Origin of the sequence: Phocaeicola sp. ICN-14070 (assembly GCF_037892625.1) — a bacterium.
Lineage (GTDB): Bacteria > Bacteroidota > Bacteroidia > Bacteroidales > Bacteroidaceae > Phocaeicola > Phocaeicola plebeius.
The window spans coordinates 1-2495 of record NZ_JBBKBF010000137.1 but is presented as its reverse complement, the minus strand read 5'-3'; the positions used below and the strand labels follow the sequence as shown (position 1 = coordinate 2495).

The window sequence follows — 2495 nt, the reverse complement described above, 5'->3', positions numbered from 1 at the left end:
GTAGGCTCGGCAAACAACGCCTTTCCGCTTTACAGCGGTAGGTTTTCGCTTACCTGCCCCCGAACCGTACTTACACGTCTCCATGTATACGGCTCTCCATCTGTAACATCATCTTACTTGACACATCTCTGGATTTTTGCGTTACACTCCGCACATACGACCAAAGTCTTTCTGTGCATATAGAGCATTTTGCGTTCCCAGTCATTTTTACCTTTTAACTCTTTGAGTGTGCGGACATGGTGCATTACCACTTCTCCGTGCTTGCCACATAGTTCGCACGTTTTTGTTGTAAGCCTTTCTATCAGACTCAACGATGGCGTTTTGAACATGTACGGCAGATTGTCACTTGGGGCTGTTTCACAATCCGTTTTGCGGGCATATCCCTCATTATAGAATACCCTGTACTTGGTTTCTCCTCCCTTGTTTACAAAAGGCACTGCAAAGAGATTGTCCTTGCGGTATCTTTCAATGACTTTTCTCACTGACATATTCAGCTTTTGAGCAAGAGTTTTGTACATGGAAAACTTCATAATACAACCGAAAGAGCGTCCCAAAGCCGATGCATTGTTTGCTATTGAGTAATAGTTGTAGAACCCTCGTATTTCGGTATTAAACTGAGATACAATCTCGTGCGCTTCATTGTCAATCATATAAGTCCTGCCTTTTGACACCCATGTCTCCTTGCCGTGTTTGGTGACAACTTTCATGGCTTCAAGGCTGAGCAGCTTGTTCTTGATTACTTCTCTTGAAACGTGTAGTATCACATTCCCGTTGAAGTATCTGCGCACTGTTCCGTTACTGTTTCTCTTTGTGGCATAGTCTTTACGGACATATATTTCGTAACCCAAAAATTTTGCGCTGTCTTGTGCATTTGTAATCAAAGTCTTTTCCTGTGACATCTCCAGCCTTAACTTTTCCTGCATAAACTTAGTGATGTCAGCTTTGATTTTCTCACATTCGTTTTTCGTTCCGATAACTCCGATAAGGAAATCATCGGCATAGCGCACGTATTTCAACCTGCGAAAGTTTACATCCATATCATTGCCACTTGGCATTGTAAGTATCAGCTTCTGCTTTTCGTGCAGTTCTTCTACCATCCTTGTTCTTACGTTTACATCCTCTACTTCATTTATCCTACGTTTTAGGTAGTGTACTCTGCTGTTGAGTTTGCAAATATCCTTGTTGCGGCTTCTTGCTGTCCCTTTATTGAATTTGTTGGCATATTCATCCATGTACTTATCGAACTTGTCTAGGTATATGTTTGCCAAAATAGGGCTTATGATACCACCTTGCGGTGTCCCTGAATAAGTCTTGTTGAATTGCCACTCTTCCATGTACCCTGCATTGAGGAATTTCCGTATCAGACGAAGAAATCTGTCGTCTGCTATTCTGCCTTTCATTATTTCTATCAGCACATTATGGTCTATGTTGTCAAAGAAGCCTTTTATATCTCCCTCAATGAACCATTTTGCACCGTTGAAATTGTTTTGTAGACTTTTCAGTGCTGTGTGGCAGCTTCGGTTTGGTCTGAAACCGTGCGATGTCCACTCAAAGTGTCCCTCATATATGGCTTCAAGCACCATTCTTACTACCTCTTGAACCAATTTGTCTTCAAAAGACGGTATTCCTAGCGGACGCATCTTCCCATTCTTTTTCGGAATGTAAGTTCTCTTTGCAGGATTGGGACTATAAGTCTCATCCTTTATACTCTCTATGAGTTTGTTTATCCTATCAATGCTCATTTCATCCTCAGTTTTGCCATCTGTGCCGGGTGTCATGTTGCCCGGCTTTGCATACATACGTTGGTAGGCGACAAAGAACATCTGTTCATTGAATAGAATACGGTAAAGCCTTTCGTATTTATACTCGGGCTCGTTGCTGTGTCCAGCTAAAATGTTTAATACTTGCTCTGGATTTCTCATACGTCTCTCACGTTTTCCGTTGTTTGTATTAAAGTTACAGACTACTTCCCTTCGCCATGTACAAGGCTTTCCCTTGCTCAGACTACTACGGAAGTTCCGTTACCATATCGGATATTCAAAAGCTTTCTTTATAGCTGTTTGTTCCAGCGTTCCGACTTAGGTAATCCCCAGTTAGTTCTCTTAATAACTGTTAGCACGACATACTGTCGGATGCGACTTTCGTTCTTGTCCGCTTATTGCGGCTGTGTCATAGTCGGTTCTTTATGCTCTGCACTAACGCACAAAATAGGCAGAGTACTATGAAACAACGTATGTATAATAGTCTTCCGTTGTTGCAAGATTTGGTACCACTGAACTATCATTCAACCAATCAAGGCTTCATCCTTATGTATGTCTTTTCGTCTTGCCCCTCAGTCGCCACCTGACTATTAGTGGACTTGGAGCTTTAATCAGTATGCTACACTCTCCATCGGGTTTCCCTTTTGGATAAACTGATTGACGATAGGACTATATCGAACCCAATCCTAACTTCTTGCTAAAGAAGTATTTATTAAGCGACCATTCTGGGCGCAC

1 protein-coding gene is annotated in these 2495 nt (G+C 42.0%); it reads right to left on the bottom strand.

What is annotated here, in order from left to right; all coding sequences use genetic code 11:
• Positions 1-113 precede the first annotated feature (113 nt).
• On the bottom strand, positions 114-1922 hold the full coding sequence (locus WKT20_RS17880) for a reverse transcriptase/maturase family protein (protein WP_217417587.1): 1809 nt from the start codon (positions 1920-1922) through the stop codon (positions 114-116).
• Between the last annotated feature and the right edge of the window lie 573 nt (positions 1923-2495).